Annotated in this window: 21 protein-coding genes; 11 read left to right on the forward strand and 10 right to left on the reverse strand. The window is 41.1% G+C overall.

Features of this window, described 5'->3' with window-relative positions; all coding sequences use genetic code 11:
- Positions 1 to 215: 215 nt before the first annotated feature.
- Positions 216 to 908 (forward strand): LytR/AlgR family response regulator transcription factor, encoded by a 693-nt coding sequence (locus I595_RS02850; RefSeq protein WP_054557868.1) that lies wholly within the window; start codon positions 216 to 218, stop codon positions 906 to 908.
- A gap of 5 nt (positions 909 to 913) precedes the next feature.
- On the opposite strand, the gene priA is transcribed toward I595_RS02850, so the two are convergent.
- The 4 genes from priA to nadC are packed head-to-tail and all read right to left on the reverse strand — an operon-like array spanning position 914 to position 5,649.
- On the reverse strand, positions 914 to 3,370 hold the full coding sequence (gene priA, locus I595_RS02855) for a replication restart helicase PriA (RefSeq protein WP_054558024.1): 2,457 nt from the start codon (positions 3,368 to 3,370) through the stop codon (positions 914 to 916).
- Between the two features lie 8 nt (positions 3,371 to 3,378).
- Positions 3,379 to 3,819 carry a DUF2147 domain-containing protein gene (locus I595_RS02860; RefSeq protein WP_054557869.1) on the reverse strand — a complete coding sequence of 147 codons (441 nt, stop codon included), beginning with the start codon at positions 3,817 to 3,819 and terminating at the stop codon, positions 3,379 to 3,381.
- Positions 3,812 to 4,792, reverse strand: a complete 981-nt coding sequence (locus I595_RS02865) for a YihY/virulence factor BrkB family protein (RefSeq protein ID WP_054557870.1) — start codon at positions 4,790 to 4,792, stop codon at positions 3,812 to 3,814. Before I595_RS02865 ends, I595_RS02860 begins: the two co-directional genes overlap by 8 nt.
- A complete protein-coding gene (nadC, locus tag I595_RS02870) occupies positions 4,792 to 5,649 on the reverse strand; it encodes a carboxylating nicotinate-nucleotide diphosphorylase (protein ID WP_054557871.1) in 858 nt (285 codons plus the stop codon). Before nadC ends, I595_RS02865 begins: the two co-directional genes overlap by 1 nt.
- 158 nt (positions 5,650 to 5,807) lie before the next feature.
- On the opposite strand from nadC, the gene rlmH reads away from it, so the two are divergent.
- Complete coding sequence (rlmH, locus tag I595_RS02875) at positions 5,808 to 6,281, forward strand: 23S rRNA (pseudouridine(1915)-N(3))-methyltransferase RlmH (RefSeq protein ID WP_054558025.1); 474 nt, start codon at positions 5,808 to 5,810, stop codon at positions 6,279 to 6,281.
- On the opposite strand, the gene I595_RS02880 is transcribed toward rlmH, so the two are convergent.
- The 4 genes from I595_RS02880 to I595_RS02895 all read right to left on the reverse strand — a co-directional run bounded on the left by I595_RS02880 (position 6,253) and on the right by I595_RS02895 (position 10,566).
- Positions 6,253 to 7,164: a type IV pili methyl-accepting chemotaxis transducer N-terminal domain-containing protein gene (locus I595_RS02880; protein WP_054557872.1), complete on the reverse strand. Its 912-nt coding sequence runs from the start codon at positions 7,162 to 7,164 to the stop codon at positions 6,253 to 6,255. The two genes, rlmH and I595_RS02880, sit on opposite strands and share 29 nt — an antisense overlap.
- Before the next feature lie 221 nt (positions 7,165 to 7,385).
- On the reverse strand, positions 7,386 to 9,278 hold the full coding sequence (gene serA / locus I595_RS02885; protein ID WP_054557873.1) for a phosphoglycerate dehydrogenase: 1,893 nt from the start codon (positions 9,276 to 9,278) through the stop codon (positions 7,386 to 7,388).
- Between the two features lie 147 nt (positions 9,279 to 9,425).
- A complete protein-coding gene (locus tag I595_RS02890) occupies positions 9,426 to 9,878 on the reverse strand; it encodes a methyltransferase family protein (RefSeq protein ID WP_054557874.1) in 453 nt (150 codons plus the stop codon).
- 103 nt (positions 9,879 to 9,981) lie between these two features.
- Entirely contained in the window at positions 9,982 to 10,566 is a 585-nt protein-coding gene (locus I595_RS02895; protein WP_172675901.1) for an SGNH/GDSL hydrolase family protein, read from the reverse strand.
- 106 nt (positions 10,567 to 10,672) lie between these two features.
- On the opposite strand from I595_RS02895, the gene I595_RS02900 reads away from it, so the two are divergent.
- The 6 genes from I595_RS02900 to I595_RS17310 all read left to right on the forward strand — a co-directional run bounded on the left by I595_RS02900 (position 10,673) and on the right by I595_RS17310 (position 18,065).
- Entirely contained in the window at positions 10,673 to 11,263 is a 591-nt protein-coding gene (locus tag I595_RS02900) for a non-canonical purine NTP diphosphatase (protein ID WP_054557876.1), read from the forward strand.
- 197 nt (positions 11,264 to 11,460) lie between these two features.
- Positions 11,461 to 13,230 (forward strand): DEAD/DEAH box helicase, encoded by a 1,770-nt coding sequence (locus tag I595_RS02905; RefSeq protein WP_054557877.1) that lies wholly within the window; start codon positions 11,461 to 11,463, stop codon positions 13,228 to 13,230.
- Positions 13,231 to 13,346: 116 nt separating this feature from the next.
- Complete coding sequence (locus I595_RS02910) at positions 13,347 to 14,081, forward strand: carboxypeptidase-like regulatory domain-containing protein (protein ID WP_054558026.1); 735 nt, start codon at positions 13,347 to 13,349, stop codon at positions 14,079 to 14,081.
- Positions 14,082 to 14,196: 115 nt separating this feature from the next.
- Positions 14,197 to 15,894, forward strand: a complete 1,698-nt coding sequence (locus I595_RS02915) for an alpha-amylase family glycosyl hydrolase (RefSeq protein ID WP_054557878.1) — start codon at positions 14,197 to 14,199, stop codon at positions 15,892 to 15,894.
- Between the two features lie 40 nt (positions 15,895 to 15,934).
- Entirely contained in the window at positions 15,935 to 17,701 is a 1,767-nt protein-coding gene (locus I595_RS02920; RefSeq protein WP_054557879.1) for a M61 family metallopeptidase, read from the forward strand.
- Between the two features lie 190 nt (positions 17,702 to 17,891).
- Positions 17,892 to 18,065: a hypothetical protein gene (locus tag I595_RS17310; protein ID WP_157449630.1), complete on the forward strand. Its 174-nt coding sequence runs from the start codon at positions 17,892 to 17,894 to the stop codon at positions 18,063 to 18,065.
- Positions 18,066 to 18,285: 220 nt separating this feature from the next.
- Here I595_RS17310 and I595_RS02925 read toward each other — a convergent pair whose 3' ends face one another.
- Positions 18,286 to 18,939 carry a TrmH family RNA methyltransferase gene (locus I595_RS02925; protein WP_054557880.1) on the reverse strand — a complete coding sequence of 218 codons (654 nt, stop codon included), beginning with the start codon at positions 18,937 to 18,939 and terminating at the stop codon, positions 18,286 to 18,288.
- 46 nt (positions 18,940 to 18,985) lie between these two features.
- Between I595_RS02925 and I595_RS02930 the strand changes: the two genes are divergently transcribed.
- From I595_RS02930 to purB, 3 genes are all read left to right on the forward strand, one after another.
- Positions 18,986 to 19,678: an SIR2 family NAD-dependent protein deacylase gene (locus I595_RS02930; RefSeq protein ID WP_054557881.1), complete on the forward strand. Its 693-nt coding sequence runs from the start codon at positions 18,986 to 18,988 to the stop codon at positions 19,676 to 19,678.
- A gap of 1 nt (position 19,679) precedes the next feature.
- Positions 19,680 to 20,255, forward strand: a complete 576-nt coding sequence (locus I595_RS02935) for a hypothetical protein (protein WP_054557882.1) — start codon at positions 19,680 to 19,682, stop codon at positions 20,253 to 20,255.
- Between the two features lie 88 nt (positions 20,256 to 20,343).
- A complete protein-coding gene (purB, locus tag I595_RS02940; protein WP_054557883.1) occupies positions 20,344 to 21,687 on the forward strand; it encodes an adenylosuccinate lyase in 1,344 nt (447 codons plus the stop codon).
- Between the two features lie 22 nt (positions 21,688 to 21,709).
- On the opposite strand, the gene I595_RS02945 is transcribed toward purB, so the two are convergent.
- Positions 21,710 to 22,519 (reverse strand): mechanosensitive ion channel family protein, encoded by an 810-nt coding sequence (locus I595_RS02945; RefSeq protein WP_054557884.1) that lies wholly within the window; start codon positions 22,517 to 22,519, stop codon positions 21,710 to 21,712.
- Positions 22,520 to 22,627 lie beyond the last annotated feature (108 nt).

The raw sequence follows: 22,627 nt of genomic DNA on the forward strand, positions 1-22,627 counted from the left end.
CAAAAGTAAACATAATTAGCGCCTTTCACAAGAATTTTAAAAAATGTTCGTTTATCGTAAAAGAAGTTATTAACACCTATAAACTTAAAATGACCCTACATCGTGCTAAAAGCTACCTACACAACATAAACGACCATGTTTACATCTTTTGTTGCAGTTTATCGTTGTTTTTGTGTAATTTGCCGATGATTTAACCCCACAAATCACCCCAATTTATGAAACTTAAATGTATTATTGTAGATGACTCTTCGATGCAGCGGATGGCTGTTGCGAAGTTAGTCAACAATCACCCACATCTTGCTTTGGTTGCCGAATATAGCAATGCTATAGAGGCTAAAAATGGACTCAAAAACCATGAGGTAGACGTTATCTTCCTAGACGTTGAAATGCCTATTATCAGTGGTTTTGACTTGTTAGAAGCACTTGACAATCCACCACAGGTGATTCTTATTACCGGTAAGCCAGACTATGCGCTCAAGGCTTTTGACTATGACGTAACGGATTACCTTCACAAACCCATTACGCTGGCTAGATTTGAGGCCTCAGTCAAAAGGGCGGTTGCCAAATACGAGCAAATCAACAGGATTGATGAGGATGAAGAGCATATTTTTGTGAAGAGTAACCTTAAAAAACGTAAGGTTATCCTTAATGACATCAAATGGATCGAGGCTTTGGGAGATTATATTAAGTTGGTGACAGATGAAGCCAATATTGTGATTTTATCTACCATGAAATCTTTTGAAAAGCAGTTGCCCGCAGAAAAATTCTTAAGAATACACAAGTCCTACATTGTAAATCTTGAGAAGATAGAAAAATTCAACAGTAAAAATGTAGAGGTCAGTGGAAGACAAATACCCTTGAGCCGAAACAAAAAGACAGAATTGGCAGAGGCTTTGGCCAACGTTTAACCGCATCATACATGGTCCACATCAAAGGCCAAACGGATGCTACGATACTTAGAAATAGCATTGAAAGAGTTTTGAACCCTTTTAATGCTTTTTTTTATGCCCTCTGTTTGGTTGGCTTTTTTCACTTTTATGATAACATGTTTGTGGTACTGGTTGCGTATTCTGGCAATGGCAGGATACTCAGGTCCCAAGACTTGGGCATTAAGGACATTCCTTAACGAACCACAGAACCAATCCGAAGCTTCATTGAGTTTGTTGTAGTCTTTGTCCTTTAAGGTTAGTTTTATGATTTTATTGGTGGGTGGATATTTAAACTGTTCGCGTTCGTACAATTGTTCCGCGAACATATGATCATAATCATAGTTGGAAACTTGTTGTAGGATGGAATGATAGGGATTATAGGTCTGTATGAGCACTTTGCCCCTTTTTTCCGTACGCCCTGCCCTACCTGCCACTTGGGTAAGTAGCTGAAAACTGCGTTCATGGGCACGATAATCTGGAAAATTCAATAAATTATCCGCATTCATTACACCAACAAGACCCACGTTTCTGAAATCCAATCCCTTGGTTACCATTTGGGTACCAACCAAAATATCCATTTCATGCTGTTCAAAGGCATTAATGATTTTGGCATATGCAAACTTACCCCTTGTGGAATCCAAATCCATACGGCCAATAGTGCGGTCCGGGAAGAGCCCGATCAATTCTTCCTGGACCTGTTCCGTCCCAAAACCTTTGGTGTCCAGGGTGGCATTCCCACACGCTTGACATGTTTTTAATATGGCCGAATGATAGCCACAATAGTGGCACCTTAGTTGATTCCTGTTTTGATGAAAGGTTAAACTAACGTCGCAATTGGGACATTGCGAGGCATGGCCACAACTGGTACATTCCACAATAGGGGCAAACCCACGCCGATTTTGAAAAATGATGACCTGTTCCCCGGCGTCAAGGGTTTCTGTTATTTCATTCCAAAGACGATCAGAAAAACGGCCTTTCATCCTTTTTTTTCGGGTAGCCTCTTTAATATCTACCAACTCTATCTGCGGCATTAATACGTTGCCATAACGTTGGGTGATTTTTGCCAAGGTATACTTGCCGGTCATGGTGTTTTGGTAAGACTCCAAACTGGGCGTGGCAGAACCTAGCAAACACTTGGCATCATGGAGTTTTGCAAGAACAACTGCGGCATCCCTCCCATGGTACCTTGGTGCAGGATCAAATTGCTTAAAACTATTTTCATGCTCTTCATCCACCACAACCAATCCTAAATTGCAAAATGGAAGAAAAATGGAGGACCGGGCACCAATCACGATTTGGGCACTTGATTTACCTTGCAGTACCCCATTCCATACCTCTACCCTTTCGTTAAGGCTGTATTTTGAATGGAAAACCGCAATCTTATTTCCAAAGTAGGCTTTTAACCTGGCAATAAGCTGGGTGGTTAGGGCAATTTCCGGCAGCAGGTATAACACTTGTTTTCCCGTGGATATGACCTCTGAAATTAAGTTAACATATACCTCTGTTTTACCAGAGGAGGTTACCCCATGCAGTAAACATGGCTTTTTAATTTTAAAGCTTTTCTTTATGCTGCCCAAGGCCGTCAATTGTTCTTCATTAAAAACAAGGTCGCTTACCATCTTGGAGTTGGGCTCAAACGTAACCCTATCCGTCTGCATTTCGTAAAACTCAAAAATACCTTTGTCCACAAGGCCTTTTATAGTGGCATAAGCAGCCTTACTCTTGGCCTCCAATTCTTTTAGCCTAAGTGGCTTTTTTGTTTGGGAAGTTAGTTGAAAATACGTTAACACAGCATCCATTTGTTTGGGTGCTCTTTTTAATCCATCCAAAACCGTTTGTAGGTTTTCTTCGAACTCATAGTGCTGTTGAAGTTTTACGTACTTCACCATTTTTGGTTGGTACTGCTGAAACAATTGTTCTTTGGTATGTATCAGTTTTTTATTGACCAGACCGTTGATTAAAGGGATAACGTTTTTACGTTCTACAATACTTACCAATTCATCCACTTTTAATGACGACTGGTGCTGCAGGGCCTCTAGTACCAAATACTCTTCATCGGACAAGTCAAGGGACTCTATATCATCAAACTTATTTGCATAAATGATGGTTTCACTTTCCAACAAAAATGCACTTGGCACAGCGGAACGAAATACCTCTCCCAACGTACATAGATAATAGGTAGAAATCCAACGCCAATGCTGTAATTGTTTTGGCAGTACCATGGGAACGGTATCCAAGATTTGGTGAATGGGCTTGGCCTCGTATGCAGTAGGTGGGTTCTGGTGCACCTTAATGGCTAGGCCGGTATAAATCTTTGATTTTCCGAAAGGCACTGATATGCGCATTCCGGGCTGTATGTCTGTCGCGTCACTGGCATCAATGCTATAGGTAAATAGCCTTTCCAAAGGTATGGGTAGTAAAATGTCTACAAAAAAACCCATGTCCACGTTTAATCTTTTACCCTTAACCAAGTCTGGGTTCTGTACAAAAATGCAAGATAGCCACGAACCTTAAGTTTATCGCTATCCTCTGGGTCCAACCAAACTTTGCCCTTAAAGGTCATGGCCTGCTCCGGATCAAATAGTTTTTTACCCCTATAAACCCCTTTTTCCGTTTCTTCAAAGGAATAAATGATTTGCATCCCGTTTATGGGTTGGTTTTTTAACTCCCCCTCACATTTTACACACAGCATATCTTCCTTACCCTTTTCCATGATCTTAAGCACCTTTCCCTGCATTTTGCCGTCCTCCTCATAAAGTTCTACTATGGCCTTTACCACGCCATTACGGTCATCAACCGTTTTCCATTTTCCAAAAATGGACTGTGACCGCGCAGCGGTTATACAAAGTAAAAAAACTACCAAGGTTGCTAGCTGCGTATATCTAATCATGTTCCTTTCTCTTTATAACGCTCTTTTTTAGTGATTGTAGGGTTGCGTTCAGCTCAAACCCTAGAAGCAAGATATTGCTATTTAACCATATAAACACCATAAAAATAAGTAATCCACCCAAGGCTCCGTACAACTCGTTGTAACGGGCAAACTTTTCTACATAAACCCCAAATAGATAAGAAGTGAGCACAAATAGTAAGGTGGTCATGAGCGCTCCGGGGGAGAAAAAACGGACCTTTCTACCTTCGGCAGTGCCAAAATAGTACAAAATGGCAGTGGTAAGATAAGACAGTAACATAAAGAACAGGATCTTTGCCATTTGAAGACCAATAGCATCACTCTTTTCCACGTCATAACCTAGGGTTTTTCCTAGATATTCTGTCGTATATTCTATGATATAAAACTCAAAATAGACATAAACCACTGCCCCTAAAATCAATAGCACGGATAAAATCATCCCCACCATAAGTGCATAGGCATATTGACGGAAAAAATTACGGGTCAATTCTATATGGTATGAATTTTCAAAAGCACTGAAAATGGAATTTACCCCATTGGCCACAAGAAAAATTGAAATCAAAAATGCCGAAGACAGCAGTCCTCCCCGTTTTTGATCTTTAATTTGTTGATAGACCTCGCTAAAGTAATCACTGGTGGCACTAGGTAAAAAGGATTCCAAAAATAATAGGAACTGGCTATCAAAATCTTCACTCCCCACGCTTACATAAGGGATGACAAAAGGAATTAATGTGACCAAAAAAATCAATAAAGGAAATAAGGCCATAAACAGACTAAAGGCAATAGAACTGGCTCTACTGGATAGGGCTCCCTTAACAATACCAAAGATGTATATCTCAATTAGGTCGTAAATAGAGAGACCCTCAAAACCTGGTAAGCGTATGGTTTTTAGGATATTAACCAACCAATTGACGACAGGTATCCGCTGTAGTCTTTCTTCAATGGCCTTGGACATTATACCGCCTTTAAACTAAGGTCCATATTGTAGACAGAATGGGTAAGCGCCCCAGAAGAAATATAGTCCACCCCACATTCTGCATATTCCCTTATCGTAGCTTCATTAATGCCCCCAGAAGATTCCGTTAAGCACTGCCCCCCAATCATTTCAACGGCTTTTCTGGTATCCTCAAAATTAAAATTGTCAATAAGGATTCGATACACCCCGTCCGACTTTAAAATTTCTGCTATCTCATCCAGGTTTCTGGCCTCCACAATGATCTTTAAATCACGGTTGGTGCGTTCCAAATACGCATGTGTTTTGGCAATGGCCTTGGTGATACCGCCTGCAAAATCGATATGGTTGTCCTTGAGCATAATCATATCATACAGGGCAAAACGATGATTTTCCCCGCCACCAAGGGTAACGGCCCATTTTTCTAGTGCACGGATTCCGGGCGTAGTCTTTCTGGTATCCAATATTTTGGTTGTAGTACCCTCCAACAAATCAACAAAAGTCTTTGTTTTGGTGGCAATGGCACTCATCCGTTGCATAGCGTTAAGCACCAACCGCTCTGCCTTTAAAATACTTTGGGAGCTCCCCTGAACGTAAAACACAATATCGCCATGATTTACTTGACTACCATCGTTGATCAAAACCTCCACGCTTAAATTCTTGTCAACATAAGCAAAAACCTGCTCGGCAAATGCCACGCCAGCAATAACACCGGTATCCTTTACTAGTAGCTTTGCTTTTCCTGTCGCAGTTTCCGGTATGCAAGCCAATGAACTATGATCGCCATCCCCTACATCTTCACGTATGGCATTGGCGATAATTAATTGTAGTTCTTGTTGAAATTTATCGGCGGATATCATGGTAAAAATGGAATTTACGCTAAAATAAGAAAAGCTTCGCCTTTAACATACCTTCTAGCATTTAAACATAGACCATCATAATACTGTCATTTGCGTTGTATAGGACGCGGTAGGCACAACGTTTGGCAAATCGTATTTTTGAAAAAAGCAAAGGCAATATGCGCATTACTCTTATCACCATAGGAAAAACGGACAGTGGGGAGCTTAAATCACTTATACAGAAGTACGGTAGACGGTTAGGGCATTATATTAAATTTGATGTATTGATGCTTCCAGATATTAAGAAAAGTAAGCATCTGTCCGAGGAGGAGCAACGCAAAAAAGAAGGTGAGGTATTGCTTAAACAGCTAGATTCAGGCGACTTTTTGGTGCTCTTGGATGAAAGGGGCACACAGTTCAGTAGTATGGGTTTCTCCAAGGAATTACAAAAAAGGATGAACAGTGGCATAAAGCATCTAGTTTTTGCCATTGGGGGACCATATGGGTTCCATGATAGCGTGTACCAAAGGGCCAATCAACAAATCAGTTTTTCAAAACTGACCTTTTCACATCAAATGATTCGGCTTTTTGCCGTAGAACAGATATACCGGGCATTTACCATCCTTAAGAATGAACCTTATCATCATCAGTAACGGATGATTGATTCTTTGAGCGTTTGGCCAAAAGCTGCTCCATCTTTGCCATAATCTGGTGGTGTGGATTTTTATGGGAACCATCTTTGGATAATGCCCTTAACATAGCGTCCGACACTCCCTTTAATTTATCTATTTCTTCACTGATAAAAGCAAGAATTTCGTCACGCCGTTCCTGACGCTTCTCCACTTTGAGCACATACTGTAAATCCGCTATATTTTTCATGTGAGAGCTAAACACATGGCTCTGGTGCCAAGCTATTTCCTCTAACTTTTTCTTCTGACTGAATATTCTATTGATAATGGGGTTGACGATAAAAAAGATTTCAAACAAGACAATGACTACAGAAAAAATGGCCAGTTCCAACTCTACGATACGGATGCCCTTTATATCGTTTTCCGATTTCTTTTGAAATTGTAAAACAATATCGTCCATAAGCTCTATAAACCTGTTGGTCCTATACCTTATATCATTTTGGTGTACCTGTGTCATCTCTTCCACATTGCCCAAGTTCCATCGCAGCCAGTTTACGTGCGAATCAAGTTTTGCAAATTGGGCCAAAATGCGCTCATCATCCAATTTGGGTATCCCTAAACGTTTGTCTCCCGTTTGTAGCATGGTATGCATTTCTACTAACTTGTTCAAGGTAATTTTAAATTCTGCAAAATTGCAATTATCATATCTGCATGTGTAGCTTTCTGCCAATAGGCGTACACTTAACATCCGTTGCCTTCCTGCCAAATTCACCAACATGGCGGTTCCGCGCTGTTTATTTAAGGAATATTGGGTTATGGACTGTATTGCAATGGTCAAAATAATGATAGAAACCACCAACAAGTAATACGCCCTAAAGCCCTTTTTGAAAAAACGTGAATTATTCAACTTAACTAAATTTGTAGCTTAATACCTACAATTTAGAGTGAAAATATTGCATTAAATCAAAATTGTTGTGAAAAGGGAAAACAAAAGGGGTGGGATGCCATAGAAATGTGGTTAGCCATTATCTGTTGGAACCATTACGAGAAATCCATTTCCTATTCACTTGCCGCCAGAATGCGTTCACCTTGCTATAAAATCCTAAAGAAAAAAGGAATAGTAGAAGATTAGTAAAGTACCCGGAAACGAATGGTACCCTTTATCGCTTTTAACTCCCTGAATACATCATCGTTATAATCCTTGTCCAAATCCGTAATAACATAACCCACCTCACTATCCGTAGAAAGATATTGTCCAGAAATATTCAATTCGTACTTGGCAAGCACCTCATTTATTTTTGCCATGATGCCTGGTACATTGTCATGTATATGTAAAAATCTGTGGGCATTTTGCTGTTTGGGCAGTCTTATATTGGGAAAATTTACGGCATCCACGGTATTGCCGGAATTAATGTAATCCATGATTTTATTGGGTACAAAATCTGCAATATCCCGCTGGGCCTCCTCCGTACTCCCCCCTATATGCGGGGTTAGGATAACGTTTTCCAAGCCTTGTAGCTCCGTTTTAAATGCTCCATTGCTTCTAGGTTCCTCGGGATACACATCTACGGCTGCACCACTTAACTTTTTACTTTGCAATGCCGCTACCAATGCTTTTATGTCTACCACAAATCCACGGGAAAGATTTACAAAAACTGCACCATCCCTCATTTGGGAAAACTGTTGTTCCCCAATAAAATTTTTATTTGCCTTATTATCGTCAATATGCAAGGTAACCACATCCGATATTGCCAGTAGTTCTTCCAAGGTCTTACATTTTGTGGCATTGCCCAGGGCCAAACGATCGGCGATATCATAATAATAGACCCTCATCCCCATGGCTTCTGCCAATACAGAAAGTTGTTTTCCAATATTGCCATAGCCAATGATACCAAGGTTTTTTCCCCTAACCTCTTGTGAGTTTAAGGCTGTTTTAAACCATTTTCCTTGATGAATCTCCGTACTTCGGGCAAAAATGCTTCTTTTAAGCATTATAATCTGCCCAATGGCAAGCTCTACTACAGACCGTGTGTTGCTGTAAGGCGCATTAAAAACGACCACCCCATTTTTCTTTGCCGTCTCCAAATCTATCTGCGTGGTTCCTATACAAAAAGCCCCAACGACCAAAAGCCTATCCGCGGCCTCCAACACCTTTTTGGTGACCTGTGTTTTGGAACGGATTCCCAGTACGTGCACCCCTTTGATGCGTTCCATCAATTCCTCCTCCGGAAGGGCATGCTTTAAAAGCTCCACCGAAAATCCTTCTTCAGAAAGGTGTTCAAAAGCATCCGGATGCACATTTTCCAGCAACAATATTTTAATTCTATTTTTTGGGTACGATATTTTCCTGGGCAAATTGTTCACGTATAAAAATTCATTAAGGTTGGGCGTAATATAATCGGCATTGTCCGCGGCTTTGGTCCTGTGCACATTCTCCGTGTAGGCAAAAAACTTATCTGCAATGCCCGCTTCCCGCATCACATAATCACTGTATCCATCTCCTATGACTTGCACCTCCCCCTCCAAATCCAAGTTCTTTAAACAATCTATCTTACCATTATGCTTGGAGAGTACGTTGGTCTCGTCAAACCCAATAATATTTCCTGCGGCATCAAATTTAAACGTATTGGCAAAAACCCGTTCCGAAGGAATATCATATTCTGCCACAATGGGGTCTATAAACTCCTTAAAACCACAAGAAATGACATAAATATCCTCTGCGTTGTTCCTAAAAAACTCTTTGTTTTCCTCTATAGATTTGGAAATCTTTTGTTTTAGTTGCTGTACCAAGGGTACCAAATCCCCTTTGGTTGCGCGCAAAAGTTGTATTCTTCGTTCCAAGGACTCCGTAAAAGAAATATCACCGTCTATACCTAAATTTGTAATGTGTTGGATTTCTTCCAAAACCTTGGCTTTGGAACTGCCATCCTTTAAAGTGATTTCCGCAAGGACATCAAGGGCCTCTACCCTTGTTAGGGTGCTATCAAAATCAAAAATGTATTTTCTGTTTGTTTCAACCATGCAATAAAATAATTGCTAAAAGTACAGATTAATATACATGGAGCAGGTGTGACCAAAAAAAAAGTGATTTTTCCATTGCCACCGCAATTTCATCCATAATTTTTTACCAAATTGCCAGATATTTTTGGAATATGCCAACCCAAAACCCTAAAACCACCTTCTAACCGCTTTACAGTAAAGGGTATAGTCCTTTCCAAACAAGGCAGTCAATACTTTTTCCTCTGGTTTTATTTGGTATTCATTCATGTAATAAACAAATAGTGCCGCAATTATTGTATTAAAGGCGTTGCCCAGATATAGCCCAAAACCAATTAAAATAAACAACATGGCCAGATACATGGGATTTCTAGTATAGCTGTAAACTCCAGAAATCACCAGTTGTGACGTCTTTTGTGGATTACGCGGATCAACCGTCGTTTTTTGCCGGTAAAAGGTGAGGACAGAAATACAGATTAGCACAAAGGAAAGGCCCCACACCGCATACATAAGACCTGTACGTCCAAAAAAATCAAAAGCCCCAAAAGGTAAAAAGCTGGCCAAGATGTACATGGCAAAAGCAAATAGTAATAAGACAAATACAGGTGGTATTTTTAAAGCCATACTACAAAGCTATCAAAATATAATGGTCATTTCGTTCATCAAAACCTTAGCTTTTATCCAGAGGGCATTTAAATTTAATGTAACTTTCAATCCAACGAGAACCTTATAAACCATACTTCTCAAGAATTGGTTGCATAGCTTTAGCCCACAGTGGGTATGCTTCGCTCGTTAAATGGGTATTGCCATCTTCAACATATTTTTTTTCTATATCACCGTCTTTGCATAAAAATGGTCTCAAGTCTAAAAAATCGTATCCCTTGGTTTTGCAGTACAATTCCATTTGAGCATTGATGGAGTCAAATATCCTGTTTCGGTCCAAGGCGCCGTGTTGATAAAGCGTTGTAGTATACACTGGATGTGTGCCTGTACTTTTAATGGAGTCCATGACTAGTGTCATATTTTTGTACACCCGCTCAGGAGCCACGCCTAAGGTGATATCATTGGTGCCTGCCTTAAAAAAGCAAAGCCTTGGTTTATATGGCGAAACAAAATGTTTTATAACCCAAGACAACTGCTCTGATGTCCAACCGCGTTTACCACCGTTAAAAATATCATTTCTTTTGAGCAAAGTACTCCAATCACCTTTGTAGGTTAAGGAATTTCCCAACATAACAATATTTACCTTTTCTAAGGTATTACCCTTTTCATCTATAATGGCCGTGGTTTCCAAGATAGGCTCCTTACCCATTGATGGGTTTTTAACCACAAAAAGTATTAAAAAAAACAAGTTCGCCAATAATGAAATAGCTAAAACTACTTTTCTCATAACGCCATAAAGGTACTACTTTAGTCGAATGAAATTAGTCTTTGCCACCCACAATCAAAACAAATACGAAGAGGTAAAACAATTAATGCCTGCGCACATAGAATTATTTTCCCTGGAAATGATAGGATGTTTTGATGACATTGAGGAAACTGGTGCCACCTTGGAGGAAAATGCCAGAATCAAAGCAGATTTTGTAACCAAAAACTACAATTTACCTAGCTTTTCCGATGATACCGGGCTACTGGTCAATGCCTTAAATGGTGCGCCGGGCGTGTACACCGCAAGATTTGGAGGTGAAGAAAAGAATGCCGAAAAAAACATGAACAAGTTGCTAACGGAATTAGAAGGAAAACAGGATAGAAATGCCCATTTTAAAACTGCCATTGCCTTAAATATTTATGGTTCTTGCCATATGTTTACCGGTACTGTTAATGGAAAAATCATCACAAAAAAAAGGGGAGACCAAGGTTTTGGCTATGATCCTATTTTTGTGCCAGACGGCTTTGACGAGACCTTTGCACAATTACCGCTATCCATAAAAAATAAGATTGGCCACAGAGGGCGGGCAATACAGAAACTGATTAGTTTCCTGAATGAAACAAATCCCTCTAAATCTTAACCGTTATTAACCTAAACCTTGATGGGACAGTTGTGTTTTAAGCGCATAAACCTTAAGATAGGTGAGGTCAATAAAATTAGCAGTATCTTTGCCGCTTTATTAACGCCGCCGGTATGGCAGGTGTTGCTCTGGGCAGTAGGTTAATAAGTAACAATTCGCACTATGCAACACACATATTTGCGAATACTTATACATACATGTCAAAATTTGAAAGTCTAGGGCTTAACGAGTCCTTATTAGCTGCAATCAATGATTTAGGATTTGAAAATCCTTCTGAAGTTCAAGAAAAAGCAATTCCCATTTTATTGGAAGGAGAAACGGATTTGGTGGCACTGGCCCAGACCGGTACCGGAAAAACAGCCGCTTTTGGTTTCCCCCTGATCCAAAAAATTGAGCTCAACAGCAGAACTACCCAAGGCTTAATCCTTAGCCCTACCCGTGAGCTTTGTTTACAGATCACCAATGAAATGAAGCTTTATTCCAAATATGAAAAAGGAATGAACATTGTGGCCATTTATGGTGGGGCAAGCATCACGGACCAGGCCCGGCAGATTAAAAAAGGGGCACAGATTGTGGTGGCAACCCCAGGCCGTATGAAAGATATGATCAACAGGGGCATTGTTGATATTTCAAAAATAGATTACTGTATTCTGGACGAGGCCGACGAAATGTTGAACATGGGGTTCTTTGAGGACATCAAGGATATCCTATCCAATACGCCCAAGGAAAAATCCACTTGGTTATTTTCCGCCACCATGCCCAAAGAGGTTTCTACCATTGCCAAAAAATTTATGCACAGCCCACAGGAAATTACGGTAGGTGCCAAGAATGCCGGTGCAAGTACGGTACAACATGAATATTACGTTGTTGGAGGCAGGGATAGGTACCCAGCCCTTAAAAGGTTGGCGGATGCAAATCCAGGTATCTTTTCTGTTATTTTCTGCAGGACCAAAAGAGATACACAACGTGTGGCAGAAAAACTTATTGAAGATGGTTACAATGCAGGGGCGCTACATGGCGATTTAAGTCAAAACCAGCGTGATTTGGTGATGAACTCCTTTAGAAAAAAGCAAATTCAAATGCTTGTTGCGACAGATGTTGCCGCTAGGGGTATTGATGTGGATGATATAACCCATGTCATCAATTACCAATTACCCGATGAAATTGAAACCTATACCCACCGTAGTGGTAGAACCGGAAGGGCAGGAAAATCTGGTATTTCCATGGTTATTGTCACCAAAAGCGAATTGCGTAAGATCAGTGCCATAGAACGGAAGATCAAACAAGACTTTATAGAAGTTAAAATTCCAACGGGAATCCAAATATGTGAGATTCAGTTGTATCATTTAGTGAACAAGATAAAGGACACTAAAATAAATGAGGAAATAGATGTGTATCTGCCAGCCATCAATAAGATACTGGAAGGCATAGATCGGGAAGAGCTTATAAAAAAAATGGTCTCTGTGGAGTTTACCAGGTTTTTTACCTATTACAACCGCAGTAAGGACCTTAATACTGGTTCCGGTGATAGGGAACGCAACCGTGGTGGCGATGCAGGCCAAATGCCCAAAGACGGGTCGGTACGCTATTTTATCAACGTCGGGGAGCGAGATGGCTATGATTGGATGTCCTTAAAAGATTTTCTTAGGGACAAACTGGGCGTGGATAAAGACGATATTTACAAAGTAGATACCAAGGATACCTTTTCTTTTTTCAATACCGATGCACAATTTACCCCATTAATCCTGGAAACATTCTCTGAGTTTAAGGTAGACGGAAGGTTTGTAAATGTGGAAGTGTCCAAAAACCCGGGATCAAGCCGTGGCGGTGGTCATCGTGGCGGTGGCGGAAAGCGCAAGGACAGGGACCGTAATCGTGGTGGCCGCAGAGACCGTAATTCCTCCTTTAAAGGCGGTAAGGGCGGTTCCAAAAAATCCAAGGGAAAAAGAAACAGCGGTTTCTATTAGTTAATAGCATCCTAAATTTGGTTTTTGTTACGGTTATTTTGTTTCTTTTATGTTAATTGCCAATTATGTGGTCATTAAAAAAAATCATGCTGTGTATTGGTTTCACCGGTTGTTTTATGGCATTTGGCCAGCAAACGGATGTCATACCCATGGAAGATGAAATTAGGGCCACTGTAATCAATGCCCAAACCAACTTTCCGTTGGAGAGCGTACACGTTATTAATTTAAACAAGGTAAAAGGAACCGTAACGGACCCGGATGGGAAATTTACCATTATGGCATCGGTCAACGATACACTTTACCTCACCTATCTAGGTTTTAAACCCCAAAAAGTACGGGTCACCAATGATATGTTCAAATTTGAGGATACCAAGATTTCCCTTACGGAACTGGCCTATGCCCTTGAAGAGGTTACCATACGGCCTTATGCCCTAACTGGGTATTTGGACATTGATGTTAAAAACCTACCTGTAAACACCTCTTATCAATACAGTATTTCTGGGCTCAATAAAAGTTATGAAGCTGGGAGGAGTGGCTCTAGTGCGGTCAGTAAAGTTTTGGGTTCGATCATGAACCCTGCGGACTTATTGCGCAATCTTTTTGGTAAAAAGCCGCAGCAAATGAAAAAATTGAGACAGATGAAACAAGATAAGGATATTAGGGACCTCTTGGCCTCCAAATTTGACAGAGAGACCCTGACCCAGCTTTTGCAATTAGAAAAAATGGATATTGATGATATTTTAAATAATTGCAGCTATTCCAAATCCTTTATACAAACCGCCAACGACCTGCAAATCCTAGATGCCATTAGCAGTTGTTATGAGGAATACAAAGTCCTCAATAGAAGGTAGTTAAAACTAACCCCCTCTCTCGGGCCTTGGAAAGTACAAGGCAAGGAAACACCGTCCCCCAAATAAATTTTATAATTACGGATGCATTTTATAGCTTTAGGCAAAATCCTCAAACATGAAAAAACCGCTTATCGCCTTGGCAATTATTTGTTTAGTTCTAAGTTGTAAAGACAAACAAAAAAAACCGATAAGCGAACCCCAATCCCAAACAATAGAAGAAAAACCTGTGGAGAATACCAGTAACAACCCTTTTTTCTGGGAAGCTGCCAATGTTTATTTTCTCCTCACGGACAGGTTTAATAATGGCAAGCCCGAAAATGACATCACCCTAGGTAGAACGGATTCTACTGCTGTACTTAGGGGTTTTGAAGGAGGGGATATCCAAGGAATAACGGATAAAATCGAAGCTGGTTATTTTAATGACCTAGGTGTTAATGCCATCTGGTTTACCCCTGTCGTGGAACAGGTTCACGGCAGTACCAACGAAGGAACCGGCAACACCTATGCCTACCACGGGTATTGGGCAAAAGACTGGACGGCTATAGACCCTAATTTTGGAACCAAACAAGATTTGGCAAAACTCGTTGAAAGCGCCCATCAAAAAGGCATACGGGTTATCTTGGATGTGGTGTTAAACCACACTGGTCCCGTTACGGATATAGATCCCGTGTGGCCAGAAGAATGGGTGCGTACCGGTCCTACTTGCGAATTTACTTCCTATGAAAACACCACGGCCTGTACCTTGGTTAAGAATCTTCCAGACATATTAACGGAATCTGATAAAGCTGTTGAACTACCAGATGCACTTTTGGCAAAATGGAAAGAAGAGGGCAGATTAAGGCAGGAGTTGGAGGAACTTAATCTGTTTTTTGAACGCACTGGCTACCCAAGGGCACCGCGTTTTTATATTATTAAATGGCTTACGGATTATATCCATGAATTTGGGGTGGACGGGTTTAGGGTAGACACCGTAAAGCATGTCAATGAAAATACCTGGACGGAACTCAAAAAGGAAGCGGCGTATGCGTTTACTACCTGGAAAAAGAAACATCCCGAAAAAGTGATGGACGACCAGCCTTTTTATATGGTCGGAGAGGTGTATAACTACGGTATTACCGGAGGAAGGGAATTTGACTTTGGGGACAAAAAGGTGGACTATTTTGCCCACGGATTTTCAAGTTTAATCAATTTTGATCTTAAAAGGGATGCCGAAAAGGATTATGAAACCGTTTTTAAAAAATATAACACCCTTTTGCATAGTAAGTTGAAAGGCAAAAGCGTACTCAATTATTTAACCTCCCATGACGATGGCAGTCCTTTTGATAGAGAACGTAAGAAACCCTACATCGCAGCAAACATGTTGTTGTTGACCCCGGGTGCTTCACAGATATATTACGGGGATGAAACCTTAAGGCCACTCACCGTGGAAGGCGCGGAGGGAGACGCCCACCTGCGGTCATTTATGAATTGGGAAGATTTAGACAGCATACCATCTGTAAAAAAAGTGCATGAGCATTGGCAAAAATTAGGTCAATTTAGGACCAATCACCCAGCCGTGGGGGCCGGCAGACATAAAAGGCTCTCCAAGACACCCTATGTATTCTCAAGAACCTTTGTAAAGGACGACTTTAAAGATAAGGTAGTAATCGCCCTTGACCTGCCCAAAGGAAAAAAGTACTTAAAGGTGAAAGGATTCTTTGGGGACGGCACCAGGTTGTTCGATACCTATTCCCAAACTGAGGTGCTAGTTGAAAAAGGAAAGGTAGTTTTGGAAAATGACTTTGATACCGCGCTGTTGGAACTGGCAGAATAGTCACTCCAACAGATGACCTTAATGCTTACATCAAAAACCCATGAGACTATTTTTTATTTTGACCGTTGCCGTGTTTCCTGGTCTATTTTGTCTGGGCCAGACCAATACATACACCATTTCCTTTAACAATGCCGTTCATCATGAAGGAAGGTTTCAGCTACATTTTCCAAAGATTGAGGTTGATACCCTTGTGCTCCGTATGGCAAACAGCTCTCCCGGAAGGTATGCTTTCCATTCTTTTGCTAAAAATATATATAGTGTAACTGCTACAAACATAAATGGGGACACCTTAACCCTTCATAGACCCAATCCTTACGAATGGCGAGTGCCTGGACATCAAGGGGAGGTTACCATAAGCTATACCCTTTTTGCCAACAGGGGTGATGGCACCTTTTCCCAGATAGATGAAACCCATGCGCACCTAAACATTCCCGCGAGCTTTATGTATGCGCCTAGCCTGTCCAACAGGCCCATAGAAGTTAAGGTAGAGGTTCCGGAAAATTCTAATTGGCAGGTGGCCACCCAATTAAAGCAACTTAAAGATAACACCTTTTGGGCGCCCAATCTTTATTACTTTATGGACAGCCCCATGGAAATCAGCAATTTTCAAATCCGTGAATTTCCAGTAGATAACCAAACGATACGCTTTGCACTGCACCATCAAGGAACACAAGAGGAATTGGATGTGTATTTTAAAAAAATCCAAAAAATTGTTCTGGAACAAAAAACCATCTTTGGTGAACTTCCAAAGTTTGATTTTGGCACTTATACTTTTCTCGCATGCTATATGCCACAAGTGAACGGCGATGGAATGGAGCATCGGAATTCTACCATTTTAACCAATACACGCAGTCTTGCTGGCGAGGGTATGGAACGGAATTTAGGAACGGTCTCCCATGAATTTTTTCATGCATGGAACGTAGAACGCATCAGACCCAAATCTTTGGAGCCGTTTGATTTTGAGCAGGTAGACATGAGCGGGGAATTATGGTTTGCGGAAGGATTTACCTCCTACTACACCAACTTGGTGTTATGCAGGGCAGGACTTATGACTCCAGAAGCCTATATCAAGTCCCTTAATGGCACCTTTAACTATGTTTGGAACAGCCCAGGAACACAGTTCTACAATCCCATTGAGATGAGCTACCAGGCTCCCTTTGTGGATGCCGCTACCTCTCTGGACCCACAAAACAGAAACAATACGTTTATCAGTTACTATTCCTACGGTAGTGTTTTAGGATTGGCATTAGATTTAACCCTACGACAAAAAGGGCTTAATCTCGATGATTTTTTTAAACAAGTTTGGTTGCGATATGGTAAGACAGAAAAACCATATACCGTTTCCAATTTGGAAGAGGAATTGCAGTTGTATGCAGGCAAGGAACTGGCTACTGATTTTTTCGGCCGTTACATCTACGATAGTCAAATGCCGGATTATGGTGCGTTGTTGGCGTCTGTTGGTTTGGTATTGGGGCAAGGGCAAAACACTGGATATTTTGGTGCTTCTGTCAATGAAAATATAATCAGCGGGAATACGATAATCCATGGCCCCGCTTATCAGGCTGGTTTGGAAAAAGGGGATAGATTGTTAAGCGTGAACAATAAGCCCCTTAGCAGTGGATTTACATTTTCCGATTATCTTACGGGTACAGCTGCAGATGAGGTTGTAACGCTCACCTTTGAGCGCTTTGGCAAAGAACGCCAGACTATGGTCACCTTGGCCAAAGACCCTACTTATACCATTGAAATTGGTGAAAAAATCGATAAAAAGACACTAGAGGCCAGAAAACAATGGTTAAAACAATAAGGCTTTTAAGGTTGTTTAAACCGTCTTCAAAATCCTTTCCAACCATGTTGTCCATGCTCATAATCAACATGAAAATAGACATGGGAAACTTGCTATTCGCTTAGAAACCCCAGGTAACCATGGTATGCCAAAAAGCTAGCTCATCAGCAAGAAAATAGCGGTTAGACTGGAATTTAAACAGTTACCTAAAATGAAGTTGGCCTTCAATACGGTGCCCATCTCCTATGCTGGTGATTTCCTGTTCCCCGTCACCAACGTCCTTGTTGCCCAACCAGTAACCCATAGAACCAACGTCACCGTCCACCCCCTTTATTCCCGCCTCATGTTAGGGTCTTTTTTTGCCCATGGCGACCATTGGTCTTGAAATTTTAGGGAACGTAGTTTGTAAAAACTTCGGCTTTAGGTTTTTCAATTAGGATAGTTCTGGATACCTCATAAGATTTGGGGCTATCAGGGATAAAAAGAGAATAATTACAAGAAGGCCGACAAAAAATACAGTACAGTAAACATCTTGTTCAAAATCTTGTTTGGATTCAAGAACCGATAAAGATGCAAACAAGCTTCGCCACCAATAATGACATGCCTTATCCCTGTTGGTATTTAGCAATGATACCCTCCACGTTTTTAATGGATTTTTTGGTCCATTCCAATCGTTTTTGCTGCCGTTCGGCTTCAGGTAAAGACCAGGGCAAGTCACTTTTCCTTAAACGTTCCGTTAAATCCTGTAAGATAATGGCGGCAGCTACGGAAACGTTTAGGCTTTCCGTAAAACCAACCATTGGCAGGGTCAAAAACCCATCTGCCTGTTGTAATACCGTTTCGCTAATGCCTTCCTTTTCCGTACCAAATACCAAGGCTGTAGGTTGCGTAAGTGTAAATTCGGACAACGTTTTGCTAGTAAGGTGTGGGGTGGTTGCGATGATTTGATACCCCATTGCTTTTAATGACCGTAAACAGCTTTTGGTATCATCATATCTATGGATATCCACCCATTGCTCGGCACCTTTGGCAATTTTTTTCTCCAAGCGGTTCTTGTAGGCATCTTCAATTACGTGAAGTGTTTGTACACCAAAAGCATCACAGCTACGAATAACCGCACTGGTATTGTGCAAGTGGTATACATCTTCCATCGCCACAGTAAGAAAATTAGTCCTATTGGCCAACACCTCTAAAAACCTTTGTTTCCGGTTTTGGGTGAGGATTCCTTCCAAATAGTGCAATAAATCCGCATCAAACATAGGGTTAAGATAATCAAAATGTTAAATTTGAAAAGATGCAAAAGCTATGGCAAAGAAAAAAATTGTGGTACTTACCGGAGCGGGAATGAGTGCGGAAAGCGGCTTAAAAACCTTTAGGGATGCCAATGGCTTATGGGAAGGTCATGATGTGATGCAGGTGGCCTCCCCGGAAGGTTTTGCAAATGATCCAGAGCTGGTGCTTGAGTTTTACAACCAACGTAGAAGGCAATTATTAGAGGTAGCACCCAATAAAGGACATCATGACCTAGCAGCCATGGAAACCGATTTTGACGTTCATATCATCACCCAAAATGTTGACAACCTGCATGAACAAGCGGGAAGTAGCAAGGTGCTGCATCTTCATGGCGAATTGCTAAAAGTACGCAGCACAGAAAATGAAAATGATATACGGTATTGGGAAAAAGATTTGATAGTGGGCGATGTAGACCAAAATGGCCATCAGTTAAGACCACACATTGTCTGGTTTGGTGAAATGGTGCCACAGCTTGATAATGCCATCGCCATTACCAAAAAAGCAGAGGTATTGCTCATCATTGGCACATCCATGCAAGTATACCCGGCCGCAAGTTTAATACATTACGTGCGCATGGGAACCCCAATCTATTTTATTGACCCAAAATCCAAAGTAGGGGCCAGTGATTTCCCAAACCTTCAGATTATTTCCAAAACAGCTTCGGAAGGCGTCTCAGAGGTCATCCGCATGCTACAAAAAACCTAGGATGACAAAGGAAGAACTTCATATTGCTTTAAATTCAGGTAGGCTTTCAAAAGTTAAAATAGACCTTCTTGTCGCAAAGCTTAAAACACGGCCAGATGTAATACAACCATTGTTGACAGCGATTTTTGAGCAAGATAAGAACAATGAGTTCAATGCTAGTTGGGTTTTTGACCATCTGATGAGGGAAAAGCTTCATTTTTTAATTCCCCATGTTTCCTACTTTATCCGTGGCACCTCAACATTGACCTCAGAATCCTGTATGCGGCCAATGGCGCATACTTGCCAATTATTAACGGAAGCATATTTTAAGGAAGCACAGCCAGCATTTACAGATAGGGTTAAAGTAAAGGAGTTGGAACCTTTGGTAAGTATATGTTTTGATTGGCTCATTGGAACGCATAAAGCAGCCACCAAGGTCTTTGCCATGACCTCCCTTTATTATTTAGGCAAGGGATTTCCTTGGATTCATCCAGAACTAAAACAGTATCTGGAAAACACCTTTTCCGAGGGCACACCAGGATATAAAAACCGGGCCGGGAAATTGTTGGAACTACTAAAGAAAAAAACTAATTTTTAGATTGGCATACCTTACGACACGGGGTCTTAACCCAAACGCTTGACAACCTAATTCTAAACCCTATCTTTGCGATTCTAAAAAAAATATGATGTCATTACACCCATTGAACGCCATTTCACCCATAGACGGACGTTACCGAGACAAAACGGCCGCTCTAGGCAATTATTTTTCCGAGGAAGCCTTGATAAAATACCGCGTTCAGGTAGAGATTGAATATTTTATTGCCCTTTGTGAAATTCCATTGCCACAATTAAGAAGCGTGGACCCTGGGATATTTGCGTCCCTAAGAAAGCTTTACCTTGATTTTTCTTCAGCAGATGCCAGTGCCATAAAGGATATCGAAAAAATAACCAACCATGATGTAAAGGCCGTGGAGTATTTTATCAAGGAAAAATTTGATGCTCTTGGCCTTGAAGCTTATAAGGAATTTATCCATTTTGGCCTCACCTCGCAGGATATCAATAACACAGCTATCCCTTATTCCATGAAGGCGGCCATGAACGATGTCTACGTTCCCTTATATTTTGAGGTGTATGAAAAACTAAAGGAGCTGGCTACAACTTGGGCAGATATTCCCATGCTGGCGCGTACCCATGGACAACCGGCATCCCCTACCCGTTTAGGCAAAGAATTGGATGTTTTTGTCGAAAGATTAAAACAGCAATTTGATTTACTGAACGATATTCCTTCTGCTGCAAAATTTGGCGGTGCCACAGGTAATTACAACGCCCATAAAGTGGCATATCCAAACATTGACTGGAAAGCCTTTGGACAGCAATTTGTTCAGGAAAAATTGGGACTATACCATTCGTTTCCAACCACCCAAATAGAACATTATGACCACATGGCAGCGTTGTTTGACTGTTTAAAGCGCATCAATACCATATTGATTGATTTAAACCGTGATTTATGGACGTATATCTCCATGGATTATTTTAAGCAAAAAATCAAGAAAGGTGAGGTAGGCTCATCGGCAATGCCGCATAAGGTAAACCCAATAGACTTTGAAAATTCTGAGGGAAATCTAGGACTTGCCAATGCCATATTGGAACACTTATCTGCAAAACTCCCTATTTCTAGATTACAACGGGATTTGACGGACAGTACCGTTTTACGCAACCTTGGGGTACCCTTTGGGCATATGGTGGTCGCGTTTAAATCCACTTTAAAAGGGCTGAACAAATTGGTGTTGAACCGAGAAAAGTTTGAAGCCGACCTAGAAAATAACTGGGCCGTAGTTGCAGAGGCCATACAGACCATTCTACGAAGGGAAGGGTATCCAAACCCGTACGAAGCGCTTAAAGGGCTTACTAGGACTAATGAGAAAATTGATCAGGCCTCTATTGCACAGTTCATTGAGACCTTGGAAGTGACAGCTGCCGTAAAAACAGAACTAAAAAAAATAACCCCAGCGAATTACACTGGGGTCTAATTAAAAAGCCATGTTTTTAATATTATCCTTCCTTGTGGATTTCCACTTGATGGGGATAAGGAATTTCGATACCGGCTTTGTCCAAGGCCAATTTACAATTCTCGTAGGTGGCAAAGTAAACATCCCAATAATGCTCTGGCTTACAGAAAGGGCGTACGGCAAAATTCACCGAGCTATCTGCCAATTCGGCCACATTTACAGAGGGTGCTGGATCTTGCAATACCAACGGGTTAGAGGTAAGTACCTCTAGTAACACCTCTTTGGTCTTTTTGATATCTTCCCCATACCCTACACCTATGGTGGTATCTACCCTAATTTTTCCTTCTGCCGTATAGTTTACAATATTGCCATTGGCCATAGCCCCATTGGGCACAATAATCAGTTTGTTTTCTGGGGAAACCAATTTAGTGGTGAAAATCTCAATTTCCTTGACTACTCCTAAAGCTCCTTGCGCCTCAACCAAGTCCCCGATTTTGTAAGGCTTAAAAATCATGATCAATACCCCACCGGCAAAGTTGGAAAGTGACCCCTGCAAGGCTAAACCAACCGCTAGACCCGCAGCTGCAATGACCGCTGCCAAACTTGTAGTTTCTACCCCCAAGGTCCCAATAACCGTTATGATCAGAAATATTTTTAACGCCCAACTTACCAAGTTCATTAAAAATCGCTGTAGGGACTCATCATAACTGCCCTTTGCCATTACTTTGCGCAGTACCCCAACTAGCTTCTTGATGATCCAAGAACCGATAATGTAAATAAGAATGGCCTTTAAGACCGGAATACCATATGTTTCTACGTAACCCATTATGGTATCCATTGATAAATTTTCCATTTGTTGCTATTTAAATTAGTAGTGTTTCTAAAAACTATGACACCAAGATAAGGAATGAGTCACTTTTTACCCTGAAAAATAATTGAAGGATAAAAAAAATCCCGACTC

This window comes from Croceitalea dokdonensis DOKDO 023 (genome assembly GCF_001306415.1).
In the GTDB taxonomy this organism is placed as follows: Bacteria; Bacteroidota; Bacteroidia; order Flavobacteriales; family Flavobacteriaceae; genus Croceitalea; species Croceitalea dokdonensis.

Bases quoted from the DNA above. Each gene is read 5' to 3' on its own strand.
- I595_RS02850 (WP_054557868.1), top strand. From the start codon at position 216: ATGAAACTTAAATGTATTATTGTAGATGACTCTTCGATGCAGCGGATG.
- priA (WP_054558024.1), bottom strand. From the start codon at position 3,370: ATGGGTTTTTTTGTAGACATTTTACTACCCATACCTTTGGAAAGGCTA.
- I595_RS02860 (WP_054557869.1), bottom strand. From the start codon at position 3,819: ATGATTAGATATACGCAGCTAGCAACCTTGGTAGTTTTTTTACTTTGT.
- I595_RS02865 (WP_054557870.1), bottom strand. From the start codon at position 4,792: ATGTCCAAGGCCATTGAAGAAAGACTACAGCGGATACCTGTCGTCAAT.
- nadC (WP_054557871.1), bottom strand. From the start codon at position 5,649: ATGATATCCGCCGATAAATTTCAACAAGAACTACAATTAATTATCGCC.
- rlmH (WP_054558025.1), top strand. From the start codon at position 5,808: ATGCGCATTACTCTTATCACCATAGGAAAAACGGACAGTGGGGAGCTT.
- serA (WP_054557873.1), bottom strand. From the start codon at position 9,278: ATGGTTGAAACAAACAGAAAATACATTTTTGATTTTGATAGCACCCTA.
- I595_RS02890 (WP_054557874.1), bottom strand. From the start codon at position 9,878: ATGGCTTTAAAAATACCACCTGTATTTGTCTTATTACTATTTGCTTTT.
- I595_RS02895 (WP_172675901.1), bottom strand. From the start codon at position 10,566: ATGGGTAAGGAGCCTATCTTGGAAACCACGGCCATTATAGATGAAAAG.
- I595_RS02900 (WP_054557876.1), top strand. From the start codon at position 10,673: ATGAAATTAGTCTTTGCCACCCACAATCAAAACAAATACGAAGAGGTA.
- I595_RS02905 (WP_054557877.1), top strand. From the start codon at position 11,461: ATGTCAAAATTTGAAAGTCTAGGGCTTAACGAGTCCTTATTAGCTGCA.
- I595_RS02910 (WP_054558026.1), top strand. From the start codon at position 13,347: ATGGCATTTGGCCAGCAAACGGATGTCATACCCATGGAAGATGAAATT.
- I595_RS02915 (WP_054557878.1), top strand. From the start codon at position 14,197: ATGAAAAAACCGCTTATCGCCTTGGCAATTATTTGTTTAGTTCTAAGT.
- I595_RS02920 (WP_054557879.1), top strand. From the start codon at position 15,935: ATGAGACTATTTTTTATTTTGACCGTTGCCGTGTTTCCTGGTCTATTT.
- I595_RS17310 (WP_157449630.1), top strand. From the start codon at position 17,892: ATGAAGTTGGCCTTCAATACGGTGCCCATCTCCTATGCTGGTGATTTC.
- I595_RS02925 (WP_054557880.1), bottom strand. From the start codon at position 18,939: ATGTTTGATGCGGATTTATTGCACTATTTGGAAGGAATCCTCACCCAA.
- I595_RS02930 (WP_054557881.1), top strand. From the start codon at position 18,986: ATGGCAAAGAAAAAAATTGTGGTACTTACCGGAGCGGGAATGAGTGCG.
- I595_RS02935 (WP_054557882.1), top strand. From the start codon at position 19,680: ATGACAAAGGAAGAACTTCATATTGCTTTAAATTCAGGTAGGCTTTCA.
- purB (WP_054557883.1), top strand. From the start codon at position 20,344: ATGTCATTACACCCATTGAACGCCATTTCACCCATAGACGGACGTTAC.
- I595_RS02945 (WP_054557884.1), bottom strand. From the start codon at position 22,519: ATGGAAAATTTATCAATGGATACCATAATGGGTTACGTAGAAACATAT.